Below are 17,436 nucleotides of genomic sequence, written 5' to 3' on the forward strand. Positions count from 1 at the left end.
TCTTCAGTTCCCCGCGCTCTCCATGCGCCGGCCGGCGATGGCCTTTTCCAGCCAGCCGATCTCCATTTCCGGCACGGAGGAAAGCAGAAGATCGGTATAGGCGTCGAAAGGCGGCGTCAGCACCTTGCTCTTGGAGCCGTAGCGCACCACCTCGCCGCGATACATCACCGCGATGGAATCGGCGATCGACTTCACCGTGGCGAGGTCGTGGGTGATGAAGAGATAGGCGACATTCTCCTGTTGCTGCAGGTTGAGCAGCAGTTTCAGGATGCCGTTGGCGACCAGCGGGTCGAGCGCCGAGGTCACCTCGTCGCAGATGATGAGCTTGGGCTTGGCTGCCAGCGCGCGCGCGATGCAGACGCGCTGCTTCTGCCCGCCGGACAGTTCCGCCGGATAGCGGTCGGCGAAACCCTTGCCCATCTCGATCTCGTCGAGCAGCTGGGTGACGCGGCGGTCGCGTTCGGCACCCCTCATGCCAAAATAGAATTCCAGCGGCCGGCCGATGATGGTTCCGACCGTCTGGCGCGGATTCATCGCCACGTCGGCCATCTGGTAGATCATCTGGAGCTGGCGCAGGTCCTCCTTCGGCCGGTCGGCCAGCCGGTTGGCGAGCGGCCTCCCGTCGAAGGTGACGGTGCCCTGTTCCGGCGGCAGAAGCCCGGTAATGGCGCGCGCCAGCGTCGACTTGCCGGAGCCGGATTCGCCCACCACGGCCAGCGTCTGGCCGGGCAGGATGTCGACCGAAACGTTCTTCAACACCTTCACCGCGCCGCCGCCATAGGCCGCCGTGACGTTCTTCACCGACAGGAAGGGCGCGCCTTCCGCCTTCTGCTCGTGATGCTCGATCTCATGCACCGAAACCAGCGCGTTGGTGTATTCCTGCCGGGGTTCCTTGATGATCTGGCGCGTGCCGCCCCATTCCACCAGACGTCCGTGGCGCAGCACCATGATCTCGTCGGAGACCTGCGCCACCACGGCGAGGTCGTGGGTGATGTAGAGGGCGGCGACATGGGTGTCGCGGATGGCGTCCTTGATCGCCGCCAGCACGTCGATCTGGGTGGTGACGTCGAGTGCCGTCGTCGGCTCGTCGAAGACGATCAGGTCCGGTTCCGAGCACAGCGCCATCGCCGTCATGACGCGCTGCAGCTGGCCGCCCGAGACCTGGTGCGGATAGCGCTCGCCGATCGTGTCGGGATTGGGCAGCGAAAGCTTCTTGAACAGCGCCTTGGCCCGCTTCTCGGCCTCGGCGCGGGTGGCGACGCCGTGCAGCAGCGAGGCTTCCACCACCTGATCCATCAGCTTGTGCGCGGGGTTGAAGGCGGCCGCCGCCGATTGCGCCACGTAGCACACCTCACGGCCGCGCAGCTTGCGGATGCCGCCGGCGCCGACCTTGAGGATGTCGCGGCCGTTGAGCACGATCTCACCACCGGTGATGCGCACGCCGCCGCGGCCGTAGGCCATGGAGGACAGGCCGATGGTCGACTTGCCGGCGCCGGACTCGCCGATCAGGCCGAGCACCTTGCCGCGCTTCAGGGTCAGCGAGACGTCGTGGACGAGCGTGACGGCCTTCGGCGCCTCGCCGGGCGGATAGACGGTTGCCTCGATCCTCAGGTTGCGGATGTCGAGCAGCGTTTCCGGCTTGGCCGTCTGGGTCGTGGTCTTAGCCATTGCCGCGTCCTCCCTTGAGGTCGGTCGTGCGGTTCAGCACCCAGTCGGCGACGAGATTGACGGAGATGGCGAGCACGGCGATGGCCGCCGCCGGGATCAGCGCCGCCGGAATGCCGAAGACGATGCCGTCTTTGTTTTCCTTGACCATGCCGCCCCAGTCGGAGTCCGGCGGCTGCACGCCGAGGCCGAGGAAGGACAGCGCCGAAAGGAACAGCACCGCGAAGATGAAGCGCACGCCGAGTTCGGCGACCAGCGGCGACAGCGCGTTGGGCAGGATCTCGCGGAAGATGATCCAGCGCATGCCTTCGCCGCGCAGCTTCGCCGCCTCGACGAAATCCATGACGTTGATGTCGACGGCCACCGCGCGCGACAGGCGATAGACGCGGGTGGAATCGAGAATGCCCATGACGAGGATGAGCGTCAGCGTGTTGGTCGGCAGGACCGACAGCACGACGAGGCCGAAGATCAGCGTCGGGATCGACATCAGGAGGTCGACGAAGCGCGACACCAGCGTATCGAACCAGCCGCCGACGGCGGCTGCGGTGAAGCCGAGGATGGCGCCGAGCGAGAAGGACAGCGCGGTGGCGAGCACTGCGATCAGGATGGTGATGCGGGCGCCGTAGATCATGCGCGAGAGCAGGTCGCGGCCGAGATTGTCGGTGCCCAGAAGATGCGCCGCCGACATCGGTTCCCACACGTCGCCGACGATTTCGCCGTTGCCGTGCGGCGCGATCCAAGGCGCGAAGATGGCGCAGATGAGGAACAGGCCGGTAAGGACGAGGCCGAGCCAGGCGCCGAGGGGGATGCGTTTCAGGTCAAGCATCGGCGCCCCCTACTTCGGATGCCTGAGCCGCGGATTGGCGAGAATCGCGGCAATATCGGCGATGATGTTCAAGACGATGTAGACGGCGGCGAAGATCAGGCCGACCGCCTGCACCACCGGCACGTCGCGCTTGGCGACGTGGTCGACCAGATATTGTCCCATGCCGGGATAGACGAAGATCACCTCGATCACGACGACGCCGACCACGAGATAGGCGAGGTTGAGCATGACGACGTTGACCACCGGCGCGACCGCGTTGGGGAAAGCGTGCTTGCGAATGATGTCGAACGGCCTGAGGCCTTTCAGTTCCGCCGTCTCGATATAGGCCGACTGCATGACGTTGAGGATCGCCGCGCGCGTCATGCGCATCATATGGGCGAGCACCACCAAGGTCAGCGCCGTCGCCGGCAACACCACCGCCTGCAGCCGTTGCAGGAACGGCATGCCGTCGAAGACGGTCGAGATGGCGGGGAAGACCTGCCATTTCACGGCGAAGAAGTAGACCAGCAGGTAGCCGATGAAGAATTCCGGAAACGAGGTGGAGGCGAGCGCGAAGGCCGAGATGATCTTGTCGATGGGGCCGTTGCGATAGCGCACGGCGAGCAGGCCGAGGATGATGGCGAGCGGCACCGCGACGACGGCCGCGCAGCCGGCGAGGAACAGCGTGTTCTCCAGCCGGGGCCAGATGGAGGAGGCGATGTCCTGGCCGCTGGTCAGCGCCGTGCCGAGGTCGCCGGTGAGCACGCCGCCCAGCCAGCGGAAATAGCGGATATAGGCGGGATCGTTGAGGCCGAGCTGCTCGCGCAGATTGGCCAGCGCCTGCGGCGTCGCCGCCTGGCCGAGGATCGACTGCGCCACGTCGCCGGGCAGGATCTGCGTGCCGACGAAGATCAGGATCGAAACGGCGAACAGGAGAACGATGCCCAGCGCGATGCGCTGCGCGATCAGTTTCAGGATCGGAAAGGACATGGAAAGCCTGCCACGGGGCCTCGGATTGGAGCGGATGCGTGCGTGGAGGAGGAAAGGGGCCGGCGCGCGGCGCCGGCCCCGCAATCGCCGGTCAGGCTTCGAGCCAGCACATCGCCAGCGCGTAGCCGCCGCACATTTCCTGCGCGGGGTTGTTCACCCAGCCCTGCACGCCCTTGCCGGAGGCGTCGATGTACTGGTTGAAGAAGGGCACCAGCAGGCCGCCCTCGTCGCGCATCATCAGGCCCATGTCGCGATACATCTTCTTGCGCTTGGCCTCGTCCAGTTCGCCGCGCGCGGCGATGACCATCTTGTCGAATTCCGGCCGCTTCCAGCGCGTGTCGTTCCAGTCGGCGCTGGAAATGTAGGCGGTGGAATACATCTGGTCCTGCGTCGCCCGGCCGCCCCAGTAGGACAGCGAGAAGGGCTGCTTGTTCCACACTTCCGACCAGTAGCCGTCGCCCGGCTCGCGCTTGATCTCGATCTTGATGCCGGCCTTGGCGCAGCTCTGCTGGTAGAGCTGGGCGGCGTCCACCGCGCCGGGGAAGGCGACGTCCGAGGTTCTGAGAAGGATCGAGCCGGAGTGGCCGGACTTCTTGTAGAATTCGGCCGCCTTCTCGGGGTCGAACTTGCGCTGCTCGATGTCGTCGGAGAACAGCGGGTAGGCCTTGTTGACCGGCATGTCGTTGCCGACCTCGCCGTAGCCGCGCAGGATCTTGTCGAGCATCTCGTCGCGGTCCATGGCGAGCTTAAGCGCCATCCTGAGGTCGTTGTTGTCGAAGGGCGCGGTGTCGCAGAACATGTTGAAGGGATAGAAGCCGCGGCCCGACACCGTCTGGATGGTGACGCCCGGGACGCGCTTGATCAGGTCGACGATCTTCGGCTCGACGCGGTTGATCATGTTGACCTGGCCGCCCTGCAGCGCCGCGGTGCGTGCCGTCGGGTCGTTGATGACGACGATCTCCACCTGGTCGGCGTGGCCGAGCTTGTCGCCCTGCCAGTAGTTGGCGAACTTCTCGCCGCCGTAGCGAACGCCCGGCTCGTTGACGGTGACCTTGTAGGGACCGGCCGAGATGCCGGCGTTCGGGTTGTCCTTGCCGCCGTTCGGCTGGATGACCAGGTGATAGTCCGCCATCAGGTAGGGGAAGTCGGCGTTGGCGTCCTTCAGCGTGACGACGACGGCATCGCCGTCCACCTTCATCGTGTCGATGCCCTGCAGGATGCCGAGCGCGGCCGATTTCGACTTCTCGTCCGCGTGGCGCTCGAGCGTCGCCATCACGTCGGCTGGCGCGACTTCCTTGCCGTCGTGGAACTGGATGCCCTTGCGGATCTTCATGGTCCAGGTCTTGGCGTCGGGGCTGGAGCCGATCTCCTCGGCGATGCGGTTTTCCAGGCCGCCATCGGGCTTCAGTTCGACCAGCAGTTCGCCCCAGCACTTGCCGAAGCTGAAGTTCACCTGGGAAAGGTTCAGCGCAGGGTCGAGCACGTTGGAGGACTCGCCGCCTTGCAGGCCGGCCTTGAGCATGCCGCCCTTCACCGGCCCTTCGGCGCGGGCCGCGTCGGAAAGCAGCGTGTTGGCGAAGGCGGCGCTGACGCCAAGCGCTGCGGCGCGGCCGAGAAAGTCGCGACGGCTGAGTTTTCCTCTGGCCACGCTGTGGCTCAGGAATTCGAGTTCTTTAGACATGGGTTCTCCTCACTGGACGGTTCGGCCGTAGCCATTCTTGTTTTTGTCAGGAGGATAATGGCCGTAAGGGAAACTCCAGCGCAAGGCCGAATGCGACATAGCGTGGCGTAAATGGTGTGTCGTGTTTGGACCAATGCGCCGATAGCGACATTGTCGCGGCAGGCCTTGCCGGCTCTGGAACGATCCGCCGCCTCTGCCCTGGCTGGGAATCAGTTCAGCGGAATGTCGTTGTCCGCCTTGCTGGCCTGGTAGGTGCCGGAAAGTGCGTCGTAACGGTCTGAAATCGCTGCGATGCGCGCCTCCAGCCGCTCGCGCTCCGCCTCGGGCAGCGCCCGCACCAGCCGGCGGATGGAGAAGCTTTTCCAGTAGGCATTCTCGGCATTGTAGCCGCCGGGATCGAGCGTGAAGACCTCCTTCAGGATCTTCAGATCGTGCGGGATGGCGAAGCTATCGCGCGAATCCTCGTGGGAAAACAGGTAGTAGAAATTGTCGAAGCCGGTCCAGGTGATCGCCGACAGGCAGAGCGAACAGGGCTCGTGCGTGGCGAGGAAGATGGCGTCGCCGGTGTCGACGCGCTCGGCCTTCGGCATCTCGTAGAAGCGCTTCAGGCAATGCACCTCGCCGTGCCACAACGGGTTCTCGATCTCGTTGTTCGTCTCCGCGATGACCAGCGAGCGGTCGGTCTTGCGCAGGATGGCGGCGCCGAACAGCTTGTTGCCGTGCGCCACGCCGTCGGCCGTCTTCGGCACGATGTCGTCCTCGATAACGTCGAGCAGGCGGTCGATCAGCGAGACGTCGGTCACGGCGCGAAGTCCTCCGGCAGGCGTACCTCGTAGGGATGCGAGAAATAGAATTCCTCGACGTTCGAGCCGTCGCCGCCGCGGTCGACGACGACGAAATCCTGAGGCGCACCCACCGGCGTCAGCACGCCGTGCCAGAGGCCGCGCGGATAGTTCACGCCCTGTCCGGGTGCGGTCAGGAAGGCGGCCGGCTCGTCCGGGCCGTCCGGCCCGTTGGGGCACACCACCACGACGAAGGGGCGCGGCGACAGCGGAATGAAGGCCTGGCTGCCGAACGGATGGCGCTCGACCATGGAGAGCGTCAGCGGAAAATCATAGGGCGTGCCACGGAACAGGTTGACCAGCACATGCCCGTTCGGCCCGGCCGCTTCCGGCTTCACCAGCGCGTGGTAGCGCTCGCAGCGGCTGTTGTTGATCGGGTAGTGGCTGTCGGTATCGAAGTCGATCACCTCGCCGAACGGCGCGAAGCTCGCGCGGGTAAGGGGTTGGGCGGTGATGACCTTGTTCATCGTCAGCGCCCGAAGCCGCCCAGTCGGGCATGGCGGTTGACGTCCTTGTAGAGCAGGTAGCGGAAGTTGCCCGGCCCGCCGGCATAGCAGGCCTGCGGGCAGAAGGCGCGCAGCCACATGAAGTCGCCGGCCTCGACCTCCACCCAGTCCTGGTTGAGCCGGTAGACGGCCTTGCCTTCCAGCACGTAGAGGCCGTGCTCCATGACATGCGTCTCGGGGAAGGGGATGACCGAGCCCGGCGTCAGCGTCACGATGGTGACGTGCATGTCGTGGCGCAGGTCCGCCGGATCGACGAAGCGCGTCGTCGCCCAGCCGCCGCCCGTATCCGGCATGGTCAGCGGCGCGATGTCGTTCTCGTTGAGGAACAGCGGATCGGGCGCATCCAGCCCGTCGACGGGCTCGTACGCCTTGCGCACCCAATGGAAGCGCGCCGTCTCGCCGCCCTCGTTGCGCAGGCTCCAGCCGCTTTTCGGCGGCAGGTAGGCGTAGCCGCCCGGCGTCAGCCGGTGGCTCTTGCCGGCCACCGTCACCGTCACCTCGCCCTCGACGACGAACAGCACGCCCTCGGCGCCGGCGTCCGGCTCCGGCCGGTCGCTGCCGCCGCCCGCCTGCACTTCCATGATGTATTGCGAGAAGGTCTCCGCGAAGCCCGAAAGCGGCCGCGCGATCACCCACAGCCGCGTCTTGTCCCAGAACGGCAGGAAGCTGGCGACGATATCGGAGAATTCGCGCTTCGGGATCACCGCATAGGCTTGCGTGAACACGGCGCGGTCGCTGATGAGGTCGCTCTGCGGCGGCAGGCCGCCCTTCGGTGCGTAATAGCTGCGCTTGGCCATATTGGTCATGTCCATGGGTGAAGACCTGTTAGGGAAGAATGTCCTTGAGCCTGAGCAGGGCGATGCGCTCGACCTGGGCGCAGGCGGTGGCGAATTCCTGCGGCCGGCTGTTGCCGATGCGCTTCTCGAATTCGTGCAGGATGTCGTCCTTGCCGCGGCCCTTCACCGAGATGATGAAGGGGAAGCCGAAGGTGGTGACGTAGGCGGCGTTGAGCTTGGTGAACAATTCGCGCTCGGCGTCGGTCAGCGCGTCGAGCCCGGCCGAAGCCTGCTCCTTGGCCGATTCCGGCGTCAGCCGCTTGGCCGCCGCCAGCCGGCCAGCGAGGTCGGGGTGCGCCTTCAGCACGCTAAGCTTCTCGGCCTCGCTGGCCGAGCGGAAGACGCGGCAGAGTGCATTGTGCAGGCCGGTCGCGGTGTCGTGGGAGCGTCCGAGCTCCAGTTCGTAGGCGCGTTCGGCGATCCACGGCGAGTGCTCGAAGACCCCGCCGAAGCGATGGACGAAATCCTCGAACTCCATTGTCGACGGGCGCAGCGCCGGCGCCTTGTAGGGGTGGGTGGCGCGCCAGTGGTCGGCGATGTCGATGCGCCGCGGCAACCACACCTTGTCGTGGCTTTTAACGTATTCAATGAAGCGCTTCAGCGCGCCGAAGCGGCCGGGACGGCCGATCAGGCGGCAATGCAGGCCGACCGTCATCATGCGCGGCCGCCCGTCCTTGCCTTCCTCATAGAGCGTGTCGAAGGTGTCCTTCATGTAGGTGAAGAACTGCTCGCCGTTGGAGAAGCCCGCCTGGATGCCGAAGCGCATGTCGTTGACGTCCAGCGTGTAGGGGATGATCAGCAGCGGCTCCATGGCATGGCCGTGGCCGTCATGGTCGAGCCAGTAGGGCAATTCGTCGTCATAGGTGTCGGAGCAGTAGGCGAAGCCGCCCGCCTCGGCCACGAGAGGGACCGTGTTTTCGGAGGATCGGCCGGTGTACCAGCCGGTCGGGCGCTGCCCGGTCACTTCCGTGTGCAGCCGGATCGCCTCCTTGATGTCGCGCCGCTCGTCTTCGGGCGAATGATCGCGGTAGTCGATCCATTTCAGCCCGTGCGAGGCGATTTCCCAGCCGGCCGCCTGCATCGCCGCCACCTGGTCGGGCGAACGGGCCAGCGCCGCCGCAACGCCATAGACCGTGACCGGCACGTTCTGGCCGGTGAACAGCCGGTGCAGTCGCCAGAAGCCGACGCGCGAGCCGTATTCGTAGATGGATTCCATGTTCCAATGGCGCAGGCCCGGCCATGGCTGGGCGCCGGTGATCTCGGACAGGAAGGCTTCGGAGGCCTTGTCGCCGTGCAGGATGCAGTTTTCGCCGCCTTCCTCGTAGTTGACGACGAACTGGACCGCGACATTGGCGCCGCCCGGCCATTTCGGGTCCGGCGGATTGGCTCCGTAGCCGCGCATGTCCCTGACGTACCGCATGGTCCCTCCCTTCTGGCGTTGCCAGACTGGATCGAAGGATAGCCGAAAGCCGCAATCGCTATCCCATCGAAATTTTTGAAAGTGTTTTTGTCGGTCTCCGCTCGACCGGGCCTCATCCTTGGCATTTAATGCCGGCACATTACATTACCGTGTTCGATTGTACCGTGAAGGGAGGCGGCAGTTGACGGGAGATCATACAGCAGGTGGGCGGCTTACTACCCACGTGCTGGATACGGCCACGGGCAAGCCGGCGGCCGGCCTGTCCATAGAGCTGTACCGCATTTCCGGCAACGACCGCACCCACCTCAAAAGCGTCGTCACCAATGAAGACGGCCGTTGCGACGCGCCGCTTCTGGCCGGCGCCGAATTCCGCAAGGGCGAATACGAGCTGGTCTTTTCCGCCGGCGCCTATCTGCGCGCCCACGGAACGAACCTGCCCGAGCCGGCCTTCCTCGACATCGTGCCGATCCGCTTCGGCATGGCGGAGGAAAAGCACTATCATGTGCCGCTGCTGATCTCGCCCTACAGCTACTCCACCTATAGGGGGAGCTGACCATGGCGAAGACGAAGATCCGCTCGCAACTGCGTTTCATCCTCAACGGTCAGGATGTGGCGCTGGACACCGTGGCGCCAGACGAGACGCTGCTCGATTTCTTGCGCTTGTCGCGCTCCTTGAAGGGCACCAAGGAAGGCTGCGCCGAAGGCGACTGCGGCGCCTGCACGGTGCTGGTCGGCCGGCTTTCCGCCGGCACGCTCGTCTATGAGAGCGTCAATGCCTGCATCCGCTTCCTCGGCTCGCTCGACGGCACCCATGTGGTGACTGTCGAGCATCTGGCCGGCACGGACGGCCACCTGCACCCTGTGCAGCAGGCCATGGTCGATTTCCACGGCTCGCAATGCGGCTTCTGCACGCCGGGCTTCGTCATGTCGCTCTACGGCCTGTGGATGAAGTCGCCCGATCCGTCGAACGCCGAGATCGAGAAGGCGTTGCAGGGCAATCTGTGCCGCTGCACCGGCTACGAGGCGATCATGCGCGCCGCGCACGCCATCTCCACCTATGGCAAGGCGTCGAAGGACCCGCTGCTGGCCGAACGCAAGGCGATCACACAGCGGCTCACCGCCCTGCGCGACGGCGCCCGCGTCGAGATCGGCAATGGAAAACACCGGCTGATCGTGCCGGCCGACGTCGACGATTTCGCCAAGCTGCGCACCGCGCTGCCCGAGGCCACCGTCGTCGCCGGTTCCACCGACGTCGGCCTGTGGGTGACCAAGCAGATGCGCGACATCACGCCGGTCATCTTCATCGGCGGGCTGGAAGGCCTGCAGTCCATCACCGAGGACAAGGGCACCGTCACCATCGGTGCCGGCGTCACCTACACCGAGGCGCTGGGGCTCTTGTCGAAGCGCGTTCCGGCGCTCGGGCCGCTGATCGAGCGCATCGGCGGCCAGCAGGTGCGCAACATGGGCACCATCGGCGGCAACATTGCCAACGGCTCGCCCATCGGCGACACGCCGCCGCCGCTGATCGCGCTGGGCAGCACGCTCACCCTGCGCAAGGGCGGCCGCCGCCGCACGATTCCCTTGGAAAAATTCTTCATCGCTTACGGCAAGCAGGACCGCAAGCCGGGCGAGTTCGTCGAAAGCGTCCAGGTTCCGGTGCCCGCCAAGGGTGAGAAATTCGCCGTCTACAAGATCACCAAGCGCCGCGACGAGGACATCACCGCCAGCCTCGGCGCCTTCAAGCTGGCGCTGGCGAAGGACGGCACTGTGAAAGCCATCTGCATTGCCTATGGCGGCATGGCGGCGACGCCGAAGCGGGCCTCCGCGGTCGAGAAGGCGTTGATCGGCAAGGCGTGGACGGAAGAAACCGTGCTGGCGGCGATGGAAAAATACGCCGAGGATTTTGCGCCGCTCACAGACATGCGCGCCACCGCCGATTATCGCGCGCTGGCGGCCCGCAACCTGCTCCTGCGGTTCTATGTCGAGACCACCGGCACGAAGGCGCCGGTGCAGGTTTCGCGCTACGAGGCGGCATAGATCATGACCAAGCACACGCCCAACCTCAAGGCAGCCAGGATCGTCGGCGGCGTTCATGCCTCCAACACCCACGATTCCGCCCATAAGCACGTCTCCGGCACGGCCGTCTACATCGACGACATCACCGAGCCCGCCGGCACGTTGCATGCCGGCCTCGGCCTCGCCACCGTCGCGCACGGCAAGATCAAGTCGATCGACCTTTCGGCGGTGAAGGCAGCCCCCGGCGTCGTCGCCGTGCTGACGGCGAAGGACGTGCCGGGCGACAACGACATTTCGCCGTCCGGCATGCATGACGATCCCATCCTCGCCGACGGCGAGGTGCTGTTCCACGGCCAGCCTGTGTTCTGCGTCGTCGCCGAAACGCGCGACCAGGCGCGCCGCGCCGCACGGCTGGCGAAGATCGAATACCGGGAACTCGATGCCGTCATCGACATCTGGAACCTCGACGCCGAAACGCACAAACAGGTGACCACGCCGCTGGTGCTCGACCGCGGCGACGCCAAGGCCAACTTGGGAAAAGCGCCGCGCCGCATCAAGGGCCGCATGCGCCTCGGCGGGCAGGACCATTTCTATCTCGAGGGTCAGGTTTCGCTGGCCGTGCCCGGCGAGGACGACGACGTCACCGTCCATTGCTCGACGCAAGGGCCGAGCGAGACGCAGCACATGATCGCCCATGCGCTCGGCGTGCCGAGCCATGCGGTGACGGTGGAGGTGCGCCGCATGGGCGGCGGCTTCGGTGGCAAGGAAACGCAGGCCAACCAGTGCGCCGTGCTGGCGGCAATCGCCGCCAAAAAGCTGAAGCGCGCCGTCAAGCTGAGGCTCGACCGCGACGAGGACATGACCGCCACCGGCAAGCGGCACGACTTCGCCATCGACTACGACGTCGGCTTCGACGACGAGGGTCGCATCCTCGCCATCGACTACACCTTCGCGCTTCGAGCCGGCTTCTCGGCCGACCTTTCCGGCCCGGTCGGCGACCGTGCGCTGTTCCACTGCGACAACGCCTATTTCTTCCCGCACGTCCATGCGAAGTCGGCGCCGCTGTTCACCAACACCGTCTCCAACACCGCTTTCCGCGGCTTCGGCGGCCCGCAGGGCATGGTCGGCGCTGAGCGCGTCATCGACGAGATCGCCTTTGCGGTCGGCAAGGATCCGCTGGAAATCCGCAAGCTCAATTTCTACGACGAGATGGGGGCGAAGGGCAGCCGTAACGTCACGCCCTACCACCAGAAGGTCGAGGATTGCATCATCCAGCGCATCGTCGCCGAGCTGGAGGAAAGTTCGGACTACGCCCGCCGCCGCCGCGAGATCGCCGCCTTCAACGCCAACAGCCGCTTCGTCAAGCGCGGCCTGGCGCTGACGCCGGTGAAGTTCGGCATCTCCTTCACCAAGACCGAGTCCAACCAGGCCGGCGCGCTGGTGCATGTCTACACGGACGGCTCGGTACACATGAACCACGGCGGCACCGAGATGGGGCAGGGCCTGCACATGAAGGTGGCGCAGGTGGTGGCCGAGGAATTCCAGATCGACATCGATCGGGTGAAGATCACCGCCACGACCACCGGCAAGGTGCCGAACACCTCGCCGACCGCAGCCTCTTCCGGCGCCGACCTGAACGGCATGGCGGCGCAGGACGCCGCCCGCCAGATCAAGGACCGGCTGATCGACTTCGCCGCCGAGACGCACCAGATCCCGCGCGACCAGGTGGTGTTCCTGCCCAACCGCGTGCGCATCGGCAACCAGGAGATTTCCTTCAACGAACTGGTGCGGCAGGCCTATATGGCCCGCGTCCAGCTTTCGGCCGCCGGTTTCTACAAGACGCCGAAGATCCACTGGGACCGTGCCAAGGGCAAGGGCCACGCCTTCTATTACTTCGCCTATGGTGCGGCCTGCTCGGAAGTCTCGGTGGATACGCTGACCGGCGAATACGTCGTGGAACGCACGGATATCCTGCATGACACCGGCCGCTCGCTGAACAAGGCCATCGACATCGGCCAGGTCGAGGGCGGCTTCATCCAGGGCATGGGCTGGCTGACCACCGAGGAACTGTGGTGGGACGGCAAGGGCCGGCTGCGTACCCATGCACCTTCCACCTACAAGATCCCGCTGGCCTCTGACCGGCCGAAGGTCTTCAACGTGGCGCTGACCGACTGGAGTCAGGCCTACGAGCCGACGGTCCATCGCTCCAAGGCGGTGGGCGAGCCGCCGCTGCCGCTCGGCCTGTCGGTGCTGCATGCGCTGTCCGATGCCGTCGCCAGCGTCGCCGACCACAGGATTTGCCCGCGCCTCGACGCCCCGGCGACGCCCGAGCGCGTGCTGATGGCGGTCGAGCGACTGAAGGCGGAAGCGGCGAAATAGCGCTGCCGGCGATCAGGGCCTATATTGATGGAACGTGCAGTCCTGGTCCGTGGAGGCCGGATATGACGACGAATGTGCAGGATCTGAAGGATTTTCTTGGCATGGCCGGGCCGGTGGCGCTGGTCGAGGTCGCCGCCACCAAGGGTTCGACGCCGCGCGAGACGGGCGCCTACATGCTGGTGTCGCCCGCCGCCATCCATGGCACCATCGGCGGCGGCCAGCTCGAATACATGGCCATCGACAAGGCGCGGCAGGTGCTGCGCAACCTTCCCACTTCACCCCCACCCCTAACCCCTCCCCGCAAGGGGGAGGGGAAGCTGCCGCATGTCAAGTCCCCCTCCCCCTTGAGGGGTGGGGTTAGGGGTGGGGGTAATGACGCCGGCCTTGTCGGCGGCATGCGCTTCGACATCCACGAGGTCTGCGCCACCCTAGACATTCCCCTCGGTCCCGAGATCGGCCAGTGCTGCGGCGGTCGCGTAGAGGTGGCGATCCGCCCGGTCGACGCCGCTGTTGCCGCCGGCCTGATCGCGGCGGCCGAGAGGCAGGAGCAACGCCTGCCGCATCTCTACATCTTCGGCGGCGGCCATGTCGGCAAGGCGCTGGCGGCTGCGGTCGCCCTGCTGCCGGTGCACGCCGTCGTTGTCGAGACCCGCGCCGAGGAGTTGGAAGGCATGCCGGAAGGCGTCGGGACACTGCTGACGCCGATGCCGGAGGCGGCGGTGCGTGAGGCGCCGGCCGGCTCGGCCTTCGCCGTGCTCACCCACGACCATGCGCTGGATTTCCTCATCGTCGCCGAGGCGCTGAAGCGGGCCGACGCCGCCTATGTCGGCATGATCGGCTCGAAGACGAAGAAAGCCACGTTCAAAAGCTGGTTTCTCAAGACGGCCGGCGGCTCGGAAGCGGAATTTGCGCGCCTCGTCTCGCCCATCGGCGGCGAGGTGGTGAAGGACAAACGCCCACCCGTCATCGCGGCACTCGCCGCCGCCGAGATGATGACGGCGCTGGCGCTGCACGGGCTTGGCGCGGCCGCCGAAGACGCGAAGTCGGGTGCGTCCTTCGAGGCTCGCTCCGCTCGCACCTCAGGATGAGGGAGGTCGGGCGCCAATGCTACAGAATAGGACGTCAACGCCATTGGACAAGGTATGTAGGGCGCGGATGCTCCTCTGTTGAGGTTCGCACCAAACGGTCCTCATCCTGAGGTGCGAGCGGAGCGAGCCTCGAAGGACGCACCGACAGGTGAAGCCTCGCCAGCCCTCGGCTACGGCCTCGGGCGTCCGGCTCCTTCAAAAGGTCCACCGGACCTCTTGATCCGCCCTGCGGACGGACCGGACCCTCACTCCTTCTCCTGCGTGTGCGCCTCCAGGAACCACAGCGACTTGTCGAGCGCGCGCGAATAGGCGGTGAAGATGTCGGCGGTGTCGGCGTCACCCGCCTCGTCGGCCTCGTCGATCGCCGCGCGAGCACCCTTGGCCACCGCCGCGTAGTGGTCGATCAACGCGGCCAGATGATCCTTGGTCTTGTGGATGTCGGTCGGGTAGGGTTTCAGCGTGGTTTTCTCGGCGACGACCTGCGAGGTACCGAAAGCGGTCCCGCCGAGCTGCACGGCGCGTTCGGCGATGGTGTCGACATGGACGTCCAGTTCGGTGCGGAACGTGTCCAGCATCTCGTGGATGGCGATGAACTGCGGACCCTTGATGTTCCAGTGCGCCTGCTTGGTGATCAGCGCCAGGTCGATGGCGTCGGCCAGCTGCGCGTTGAGCAGTTCGATCGACACCTTCTTGGCGTTGGACTTCAGGTCGTTCCGGGTCGTGATGGTGTCCATGGGATATCCTCGTCGGTAAGGCATATGGCGGCGATCGCCGCATCAGGAAGGCAACGGCATGGAGAGGGGCATGGCGCCCCCGCGCAAGCGATAACGCCGCTGCCCGGCGCCGGGTTCCGTCAGCGCCCGGCCAGCAGGTCGCGGATCAGCCGCTGGCAGCGCTCGGCCATGAAGTCGAGCAGCAGCCGCACCTTCGGGTCCTGCAGTTTCTTGTGTGGGTAGACGGCGGCGAACTGCACCGGCGTCGGCGGCGTCCCGGTCAGGATGACCTTCAGCCGGCCGTCGCGCAGATAGGGCTCGACCTCGAAGCGCGGTTTGTTGATGATGCCGCGCCCGGCCAGCGCCCAGCCGGTCAGCACATCGCCGTCGTCGCTGTCGAAGGGGCCGTGCACCTCCAGTTTATGCGGGCCTTGCGGCGTCTGCAGCATCCAGAAGAATTCCTTGCTGCCGGGATAGCGCAGCATCAGGCAATCGTGCTTCTTCGAGATCAGTTCGCCCAGATCGGTCGGCTCGCCGCGCGCCTCCAAGTATTTCGGCGCCGCCACCAGCACCCGCTCGCACTCCATGATGCCGCGCATCCTGAGCGAGGAATCCTCGATGACGCCGAGCCTGAAGGCGACGTCGATGCCCTCTTTCAGGATATCGACATTGTGATCGGAGAGCCTCAGCCTGACCTCGATGTCGGGGTACTTGTCGTGGAAGTCCGGAATGCCGGAAGCGATCAGCCGGCGCCCCAGCCCGAGCGGCGCCGTGACCCTGATGGTGCCGCGCGGCTGGCCGGAAAGGGCCGCCACCGCCGCTTCCGCCTCGGTGATGGAATCCAGCACCTGCTTGGCGCCGGTGTAGAAGACGGTGCCGTGCTCGGTCGGCATCAGCTGCCGCGTCGTGCGGTTGAACAGCCGCACCCCCAGATGCTTTTCCAGTTCCTTGATTCGGTTGGAGGCCACCGCCGGCGAAATGCGCATGTCGCGCCCGGCGGCCGACAGGTTGCCGAGTTCGACGACGCGGACGAAGACGGCGATGTTGTCGAGATAGGCCATGCGAAGCGGCTCCCTCCGCGCCGATTTGGAGTGAGCCTAGTATTTTCTATCTTTTTTTGAAAGTCATCGTGTGGCTTGCATCTTTCCGTTTGCGCGGCAGGCCGTAAAGTCGGCCTCTCGTTGAGGAGGACGGGGCATGCTCGATTTCGCCATCTTCTGGGACTGGCTGGCTTTCGCCGTACGCTGGCTGCATGTCATCACCGGCATCGCCTGGATCGGCTCGTCCTTCTATTTCGTTGCGCTCGACCTCGGTCTGCGCCAGCGTCCCGGCCTGCCCGCCGGCGCCTTCGGCGAGGAATGGCAGGTGCATGGCGGCGGCTTCTACCACATCCAGAAATACCTGGTGGCGCCGGCCGAGATGCCGGAGCACCTGACCTGGTTCAAGTGGGAAAGCTACATGACCTGGCTTTCCGGCTTCGCCATGCTGGCGATCGTCTACTATGCCGGCGCCGACCTCTTCCTCATCGACCCGAACGTGCTCGACGTCTCGGTGCCGGTCGGCATCCTCATCTCGCTCTGCTGCCTCGCCGGCGGCTGGATCGTCTACGACCTGCTGTGCCGCTGGCTGATCGGCAAGGCCGACACAGGCCTGATGATCCTGCTCTACGTCATCCTCGTCTTCATGGCCTGGGGGATGACGCACCTGTTCACCGGCCGCGCCGCCTTCCTGCATCTGGGCGCCATCACCGCCACCATCATGTCGGCCAACGTCTTCATGGTCATCATCCCGAACCAGAAGATCGTCGTCGCCGACCTGATCGCCGGCCGCAAGCCGGACCCGAAATACGGCAAGATCGCCAAGCAGCGCTCGCTGCACAACAACTACCTGACCCTGCCGGTGCTGTTCCTGATGCTGTCGAACCACTACCCGCTGGCGTTCGGCACCGAGTTCAACTGGATCATCGCCTCGCTGGTGTTCATGATGGGCGTGCTGATCCGCCACTATTTCAACTCGATGCACGCCCGGAAGGGCAATCCGACCTGGACGTGGCTCGCCACCGCCATCCTGTTCGTCATCATCATCTGGCTGTCCACCGTGCCGAAGGTGCTGACCGGCGAGCCGAAGGTGACGGCGAGCGCCGCGCCGCTGATCGCCTCGGCCGAGTTTTCCAAGGTGCGCGACACGGTGATGGGCCGCTGCGCCATGTGCCATGCGGCCGAGCCCTCCTGGGAGGGCATCTACCATGCGCCGAAGGGCGTGATGCTCGACACCGACGCCGGCATCGCCAACAACGCCCGCGAAATCTACCTCCAGGCCGGCCGCAGCCACGCCATGCCGCCGGCCAGCGTCACGCAGATTTCGGACCAGGAGCGCGCCCTGTTGGTGACGTGGTTCGAGGGAGCAGGGAAGTGAAGCGGGCGCGGATACTTCCCCTCCCCCTTGAGGGGAGGGCGCCGAGCGCAGCGAGGCGGGAGGGGTCCTCTCCGCTGGAC

Annotated in this window: 15 protein-coding genes; 5 read left to right on the forward strand and 10 right to left on the reverse strand. The window is 65.7% G+C overall.

Translation table 11 applies throughout. The features are described 5' to 3' along the window. Positions 1–3 precede the first annotated feature (3 nt). The 8 genes from E6C48_RS05055 to puuE form a co-directional block, all read right to left on the reverse strand. A complete protein-coding gene (locus E6C48_RS05055) occupies positions 4–1,668 on the reverse strand; it encodes an ABC transporter ATP-binding protein (RefSeq protein ID WP_136354660.1) in 1,665 nt (554 codons plus the stop codon). Continuing rightward, positions 1,661–2,491, reverse strand: coding sequence for an ABC transporter permease (locus tag E6C48_RS05060; protein ID WP_136354662.1), 831 nt, complete (start codon positions 2,489–2,491; stop codon positions 1,661–1,663). Before E6C48_RS05060 ends, E6C48_RS05055 begins: the two co-directional genes overlap by 8 nt. Before the next feature lie 9 nt (positions 2,492–2,500). Beyond that, a complete protein-coding gene (locus tag E6C48_RS05065) occupies positions 2,501–3,460 on the reverse strand; it encodes an ABC transporter permease (RefSeq protein WP_136354664.1) in 960 nt (319 codons plus the stop codon). 91 nt (positions 3,461–3,551) lie between these two features. Further along, the gene (locus E6C48_RS05070) at positions 3,552–5,141 is read right to left on the reverse strand and encodes an ABC transporter substrate-binding protein (RefSeq protein WP_136354666.1); all 1,590 of its coding nucleotides are present in this window, start codon (positions 5,139–5,141) and stop codon (positions 3,552–3,554) included. A gap of 209 nt (positions 5,142–5,350) precedes the next feature. Beyond that, a complete protein-coding gene (locus E6C48_RS05075; RefSeq protein WP_136354668.1) occupies positions 5,351–5,944 on the reverse strand; it encodes a nucleoside deaminase in 594 nt (197 codons plus the stop codon). Beyond that, the gene (locus tag E6C48_RS05080) at positions 5,941–6,450 is read right to left on the reverse strand and encodes an ureidoglycolate lyase (protein WP_136354670.1); all 510 of its coding nucleotides are present in this window, start codon (positions 6,448–6,450) and stop codon (positions 5,941–5,943) included. Before E6C48_RS05080 ends, E6C48_RS05075 begins: the two co-directional genes overlap by 4 nt. A gap of 2 nt (positions 6,451–6,452) precedes the next feature. Then, positions 6,453–7,286 (reverse strand): bifunctional allantoicase/(S)-ureidoglycine aminohydrolase, encoded by an 834-nt coding sequence (locus E6C48_RS05085; RefSeq protein WP_136355014.1) that lies wholly within the window; start codon positions 7,284–7,286, stop codon positions 6,453–6,455. 28 nt (positions 7,287–7,314) lie between these two features. Continuing rightward, a complete protein-coding gene (puuE, locus tag E6C48_RS05090) occupies positions 7,315–8,745 on the reverse strand; it encodes an allantoinase PuuE (protein ID WP_136354672.1) in 1,431 nt (476 codons plus the stop codon). Positions 8,746–8,926: 181 nt separating this feature from the next. Here puuE and uraH point away from each other — a divergent pair, with 181 nt between their 5' ends. The 4 genes from uraH (at position 8,927) to xdhC (ending at position 14,228) form a co-directional block, all read left to right on the forward strand. Beyond that, a complete protein-coding gene (uraH, locus tag E6C48_RS05095) occupies positions 8,927–9,298 on the forward strand; it encodes a hydroxyisourate hydrolase (RefSeq protein ID WP_136354676.1) in 372 nt (123 codons plus the stop codon). A 2-nt stretch (positions 9,299–9,300) separates the two neighbouring features. After that, on the forward strand, positions 9,301–10,782 hold the full coding sequence (gene xdhA / locus E6C48_RS05100; protein ID WP_136354678.1) for a xanthine dehydrogenase small subunit: 1,482 nt from the start codon (positions 9,301–9,303) through the stop codon (positions 10,780–10,782). Between the two features lie 3 nt (positions 10,783–10,785). Next, complete coding sequence (gene xdhB / locus E6C48_RS05105; RefSeq protein ID WP_136354680.1) at positions 10,786–13,140, forward strand: xanthine dehydrogenase molybdopterin binding subunit; 2,355 nt, start codon at positions 10,786–10,788, stop codon at positions 13,138–13,140. 62 nt (positions 13,141–13,202) lie between these two features. Then, positions 13,203–14,228 carry a xanthine dehydrogenase accessory protein XdhC gene (xdhC, locus tag E6C48_RS05110; protein WP_136354682.1) on the forward strand — a complete coding sequence of 342 codons (1,026 nt, stop codon included), beginning with the start codon at positions 13,203–13,205 and terminating at the stop codon, positions 14,226–14,228. 245 nt (positions 14,229–14,473) lie between these two features. Here the strand turns inward: xdhC and dps are convergent, their stop codons facing one another. Then, positions 14,474–14,962 carry a DNA starvation/stationary phase protection protein Dps gene (gene dps / locus E6C48_RS05115; RefSeq protein ID WP_136354684.1) on the reverse strand — a complete coding sequence of 163 codons (489 nt, stop codon included), beginning with the start codon at positions 14,960–14,962 and terminating at the stop codon, positions 14,474–14,476. Positions 14,963–15,081: 119 nt separating this feature from the next. After that, positions 15,082–16,002 (reverse strand): LysR family transcriptional regulator, encoded by a 921-nt coding sequence (locus E6C48_RS05120; RefSeq protein ID WP_136354686.1) that lies wholly within the window; start codon positions 16,000–16,002, stop codon positions 15,082–15,084. 136 nt (positions 16,003–16,138) lie between these two features. Between E6C48_RS05120 and E6C48_RS05125 the strand changes: the two genes are divergently transcribed. Further along, on the forward strand, positions 16,139–17,356 hold the full coding sequence (locus E6C48_RS05125) for a urate hydroxylase PuuD (protein ID WP_136354689.1): 1,218 nt from the start codon (positions 16,139–16,141) through the stop codon (positions 17,354–17,356). Positions 17,357–17,436 lie beyond the last annotated feature (80 nt).

The sequence above is a fragment of the Ollibium composti genome (genome assembly GCF_004801285.1).
GTDB lineage: Bacteria > Pseudomonadota > Alphaproteobacteria > Rhizobiales > Rhizobiaceae > Mesorhizobium > Mesorhizobium composti.

Excerpts from the sequence above, each read along its gene's own strand:
- E6C48_RS05055 (WP_136354660.1), bottom strand. The coding sequence starts at position 1,668 with ATGGCTAAGACCACGACCCAGACGGCCAAGCCGGAAACGCTGCTCGAC.
- E6C48_RS05060 (WP_136354662.1), bottom strand. The coding sequence starts at position 2,491 with ATGCTTGACCTGAAACGCATCCCCCTCGGCGCCTGGCTCGGCCTCGTC.
- E6C48_RS05065 (WP_136354664.1), bottom strand. The coding sequence starts at position 3,460 with ATGTCCTTTCCGATCCTGAAACTGATCGCGCAGCGCATCGCGCTGGGC.
- E6C48_RS05070 (WP_136354666.1), bottom strand. The coding sequence starts at position 5,141 with ATGTCTAAAGAACTCGAATTCCTGAGCCACAGCGTGGCCAGAGGAAAA.
- E6C48_RS05080 (WP_136354670.1), bottom strand. The coding sequence starts at position 6,450 with ATGAACAAGGTCATCACCGCCCAACCCCTTACCCGCGCGAGCTTCGCG.
- E6C48_RS05085 (WP_136355014.1), bottom strand. The coding sequence starts at position 7,286 with ATGGCCAAGCGCAGCTATTACGCACCGAAGGGCGGCCTGCCGCCGCAG.
- puuE (WP_136354672.1), bottom strand. The coding sequence starts at position 8,745 with ATGCGGTACGTCAGGGACATGCGCGGCTACGGAGCCAATCCGCCGGAC.
- xdhA (WP_136354678.1), top strand. The coding sequence starts at position 9,301 with ATGGCGAAGACGAAGATCCGCTCGCAACTGCGTTTCATCCTCAACGGT.
- xdhB (WP_136354680.1), top strand. The coding sequence starts at position 10,786 with ATGACCAAGCACACGCCCAACCTCAAGGCAGCCAGGATCGTCGGCGGC.
- xdhC (WP_136354682.1), top strand. The coding sequence starts at position 13,203 with ATGACGACGAATGTGCAGGATCTGAAGGATTTTCTTGGCATGGCCGGG.
- dps (WP_136354684.1), bottom strand. The coding sequence starts at position 14,962 with ATGGACACCATCACGACCCGGAACGACCTGAAGTCCAACGCCAAGAAG.
- E6C48_RS05120 (WP_136354686.1), bottom strand. The coding sequence starts at position 16,002 with ATGGCCTATCTCGACAACATCGCCGTCTTCGTCCGCGTCGTCGAACTC.
- E6C48_RS05125 (WP_136354689.1), top strand. The coding sequence starts at position 16,139 with ATGCTCGATTTCGCCATCTTCTGGGACTGGCTGGCTTTCGCCGTACGC.